Annotated in this window: 4 protein-coding genes; 1 reads left to right on the plus strand and 3 read right to left on the minus strand. The window is 56.9% G+C overall.

Annotated features, from left to right (window positions below; genetic code table 11):
- Positions 1 to 712 (plus strand): MFS transporter (locus tag WFM46_RS22990; RefSeq protein WP_336998636.1); only part of this gene is annotated, 712 nt, incomplete at its 5' end.
- Between the two features lie 79 nt (positions 713 to 791).
- On the opposite strand, the gene flgL is transcribed toward WFM46_RS22990, so the two are convergent.
- The 3 genes from flgL to flgJ form a co-directional block, all read right to left on the minus strand.
- Entirely contained in the window at positions 792 to 1,745 is a 954-nt protein-coding gene (flgL, locus tag WFM46_RS22995; RefSeq protein WP_103179083.1) for a flagellar hook-associated protein FlgL, read from the minus strand.
- Positions 1,746 to 1,759: 14 nt separating this feature from the next.
- Positions 1,760 to 3,406, minus strand: coding sequence for a flagellar hook-associated protein FlgK (flgK, locus tag WFM46_RS23000; RefSeq protein ID WP_336998637.1), 1,647 nt, complete (start codon positions 3,404 to 3,406; stop codon positions 1,760 to 1,762).
- Positions 3,407 to 3,481: 75 nt separating this feature from the next.
- Positions 3,482 to 4,330, minus strand: an 849-nt coding sequence (flgJ, locus tag WFM46_RS23005; RefSeq protein ID WP_336998638.1) for a flagellar assembly peptidoglycan hydrolase FlgJ, incomplete at its 5' end; no start/stop codon positions are given.

Below are 4,330 nucleotides of genomic sequence, written 5' to 3' on the forward strand. Positions count from 1 at the left end.
GTACCAGCTGGCGGCAGGCAGTATTGCGATCCTCGCCGCCGTAATGTGGTTTATTCTGCCCCGCTTCGCGGTGCCGTCGAACCTGCGTTATCCGCAGCTGATGCGCTCCATGGCACACCTGTGGCGTCGCTACCCCGCTCTGCGCCGCGCCGCACTGGCACAGGGTTTTCTCTCCATCGCCTTTAGCGCCTTCTGGTCTACCCTCGCGGTGATGCTGATGGAACACTACGGTCTTGGCAGCGCCGTTGCCGGTGGCTATGGCATTGCCGGTGCCGCAGGCGCTCTGGCCGCGCCACTCGCTGGCGGTCTGGCGGATAAACTGGGCGCTGGTAAAGTCACTCAGCTGGGTGCCGCGCTGGTAACCGTCTCCTTCGCCCTGATGTTTTTCATGCCGGCATTAGGTGTACAGGGCCAGCTGATCCTGATTGCCGTTGCCGCGGTAGGTTTTGATCTCGGTCTGCAGTCGAGCCTGGTGGCTCACCAGAACCTGGTTTATAGCCTTGAGCCCCAGGCCCGTGGCCGTCTGAACGCTCTGCTCTTTACCGGTGTGTTTATCGGGATGGCGTTAGGTTCCGCGCTCGGCAGTCAGCTCTATACCATGGCCGGTTGGCCGGGCGTTATTGCGCTGGCGACCATTACAGCAGGCGTGGCGCTGATTATCCGTATGACTGAAAACGTCCGCACCCGTTCATCGGCCCTGCAAAATTCCTGAAAAAAAAGCCCAATCCGCAAAACGGATTGGGCATACAGAACATAACCAGTTTCAAGCCATGTTCTAAAGGTCAAGTCAGTTATTTATTCAACTGGAACAGAGACATACCCTGCATATCGCTGAATGCTTTATAAGATGCCTGAAGCGCCGCCTGCTGCATCACATAAGATGAGATAGCCGAGTTCCAGTCAACGTCCACCAGGTCGCTCATCTGCTGGGTCTGGCCTAACGCCCGGTCACTGCCCAGCGTATCGAGTGCATCGAGTTCAGTCAGTTTGGTGCCCAGGTCAGCGCGCACTGTCAGCACGTTATCAAGGGAATTACGTAATCCGCGGTTTGCTTTATCAATGTCCAGAGTCAGTTGATCACTCTTGCCCTGATCGCCGCTGACTGGCGTTTTCAAAGCCGCAATCACGTTATCCAGGATTTTGAACAAATTCTTTTCCGGGGCAGAGCCATCAGGTTCTGGCGCGGCATTGCTGGTGAAAGATTCAAACACTTCCAGGCCGGTATGGCTGATCTGCATGTTACGCGCGGAATCGACCTGCTGCCTGATCGGCGTGTCGCCGCCATCATACTTTCCGGTTGCCTGATCGAATGCCGGAGCATCCGTTTTATAACCGGCAAAAATATAGCGTCCGTTGCCATCGGTACTGTTTGCCAGGTTCAAGAGCTGATCGCGGATACCCTGCAGATCGGTGGCAATGGAACTGCGGTCGTTATCACTCAGAGAGCCGTTTCCGGCATAAACAATTTTATCCTGTGCTGATTGCAGCGCAGTGGTCACCTGGCCCAGAACGCTCTCTTCCAGCCCGACTCGCTGGGAGGCAAAAGAGCGGGCCAGCGTATACTGGCTGTTTTGCGCCTGCGCCTGGGACAATACTACCGCCTGCGAAGCAGCAATAGGATCGTCAGAAGGACGGTTAACACGTTTACCGGTGGACATCTGCTCACCGTAGCTCAGCCACTTGCTCTGGGAGTCGGTGATCCCACGCATGTTCTGCTGGTACATCATCTGGGTGCTAATACGCATCGTTCACCTCGGCCTTAGCGAATATTGATTAACGCGTCAAAGAGCGTGCTGGCGGTTTGCAGTACCTGGGCATTGGCCAGGTAGTACTGCTGGTAGCGCTGGAGGTTGCCATACTCTTCATCGAGGTTAACCCCGGAGATCGACTGCTGCTGGTTGCTCAGCTGCGTCGTCACGTTTGCCTGGGTGGTGCTGCTGGTTTTCAGCGTCGCGGTTTTGCTGCCGACGGTGCTGACCAACGAGGCATACGCATCGTTAAAACTCTTGTTGCCGCCGACCACTTTGCTGTTCTGCAGATTAAGCAGCGCCTGGCCGTTGCGGTTATCGCTTTCACCGCCGGTGGCGTCAGACGCCAGCGCCAGTTTAGACTCATCGCTAATCGCCACATCCATATTGACGATGGCATTGACGACAGGCTTAACGATAAAGCTGTCTTTGTTATTCGCCGCGCCCGATACGTTCACCGTCAGGCCATCAAAGGATAAATTACCGTTGCCGTCGACAGTTGGGTTGACGGTGGTTTTATCGGAAAGACGGGTGATCTTCCAGCTGCCGCTATCAAACTCCATCTTGTAGTCGGTGGCCTGCACTTTAGCGCTGTCTGCCACGTTAATCGCCGCGGTGACCGAGGCCGAACCGGTATTTTTGGTGTTTCCCAGTACCGCCGGAGCACCGATTTTGAACAACTCACCGCCGGCAGTGCCTTCGGCGTCGAAACCTTTGGCATGCTGGGTGTTCATCTCGTTAGCGAAAGAGAGCGCCAGCTGGTTAAGAGTGTTACGTGCCGCGTCGAGCTCTTCGGTACGGAAAGTCAACATGCCGCCCAGAGAGCCGCTGGTCAGCAGTTTTTCCGGGATCTCAACGGGGCCCGAGGCGCCGTCAACAAACGCCACCGTAGTGCGGGATGGATCGGCGCTCGACTTCACGGCCGCCAGCTGATTAGCGGTGCTGCCCTGAACCAGGTTGTAGCCATTGCCAAAGGAGACGTTATAGGTGCCGCTATCCTGAACGGAGACTTCAACCCCCACGATCTGGTTCAGCTCGCTGACCAGCTGGTCACGCTGGTCGAGCAGATTGTTCGGGGATGCGCCCGCGCCCACGCCGGTCAGGCGGGAAATCTGATCGTTCAGGTTGGCAATCTGTTTAGCGTAGTTGTTGATCTGATCAACGCTGGTACCGATAGCGGTGTTGATCTGCTTATCCTGATCCCGCAGATACTGATCGTTCACCTTGAACTGGTTCACCAGACCATCAGCCTTGCCCAGTACCGTCTGGCGCGCCGCCGGATCTTCGGCGTTGCTCACCAGAGTCTGCAGACTGGTAAAGAAACCCTGCAGGGTGGTCGCCAGGCTGTTGGTGCTGCCAGAGAGAATGTCGTCAATTTTGGACATCTGCTGGTAGCGGGTCGTCAGGGCACTGCTCTGGTTCTGCGCGGTGCGCAGCTGGTTGGTAATGAATGCATCATATTCGCGTTGTACCCCAGAGACATACACGCCGTTGCCAACCCAACCGCCGCCCGTCAGCGTGCTGTTTGAGGCACTCAGCACCGTCGTCTGACGGGTATAGCCCGTCACGTTGTAGCTCGAAATGTTATTACTGGCGGTATTCAGCGCAGCCTGTGCTGCACTGAGGCCACTCATGGCGCTGTTGATCAAACTGGACATGGGGGTTCCTTTTATACTTTCAGACATGAGTCCTGCTGGAGATTATCGGCAGGCCCCAGCCGGACTTGAGAACTTTCAGAACAGATTTTCGATATCGTTGCTGTAGGCTTTGCTGACCTTCTCACCCATCGCTTTCAGCTGCTGAATCATGCTGGTCAGCTTGCGGGCATACTGTGGATCGGTGGCGTAGCCCGCGTTCTGCAACGCCTGCGCACCCTGCTCTGCCGTCGCAGCCTGGGTCACGGCCGCATAGCGCGGGTTACGACTCAACAGGCCGACATAGTCTGAAAGTGCCTCGAGATAGGAGCTGTAGACGCGGAATTTGGCTTTGATCTTCTTCGCTTCGCCGTTTTCATACTCGGTGGTGGTGATCTCGGTAGTCGGCCCTTTCCAGCTCCCCGAGGCCTTCACCCCAAAGATGTTAAAGCTCGGCTCACCGTTCTCACGGCGGATCTGCCGTTGTCCCCAGCCCGACTCCAGCGCCGCCTGGGCGAGGATCAGGTGATGCGGCACCCCACTCTGCTGGCTGGCGAGACGCGCCGGCAGGGAGAGCTGCGCCAGGAAGTCTTTGCTGTCGCCGGTGAGGGGTTCATCATTGCTCTCAGGCACCTTCGGCACCGCTTTACGCACCATCTGCGTCAGGGCCTGGTTTTGATAGCTGGTGACCCTTTCCAGATCGAACTTCATCGGCACCTGCTGCGGTGCCTCTTCTGGCGGCACGCCCTGCGCGGCCGCCATCTGCTTAACGATCACATCGGCAAGCCCCAACCCTTTACCGGCAGTCATCTGCTGCGCAATCTGCTGGTCATACATGCTGGTGTACAGACGCGTCGAGTCGCTGCTGAAGATGCCATCTTTTGGCAGGGCTTCACGCATGCTTTTCAGCATCATCTGGACAAACATCCCCTCCACCTGGCAGGCAAC

The sequence above is a fragment of the Leclercia sp. M50 genome, from assembly GCF_037150775.1.
Taxonomy (GTDB): domain Bacteria; phylum Pseudomonadota; class Gammaproteobacteria; order Enterobacterales; family Enterobacteriaceae; genus Enterobacter.

Bases quoted from the DNA above. Each gene is read 5' to 3' on its own strand.
- flgL (WP_103179083.1), bottom strand. From the start codon at position 1,745: ATGCGTATTAGCACCCAGATGATGTACCAGCAGAACATGCGTGGGATC.
- flgK (WP_336998637.1), bottom strand. From the start codon at position 3,406: ATGTCCAGTTTGATCAACAGCGCCATGAGTGGCCTCAGTGCAGCACAG.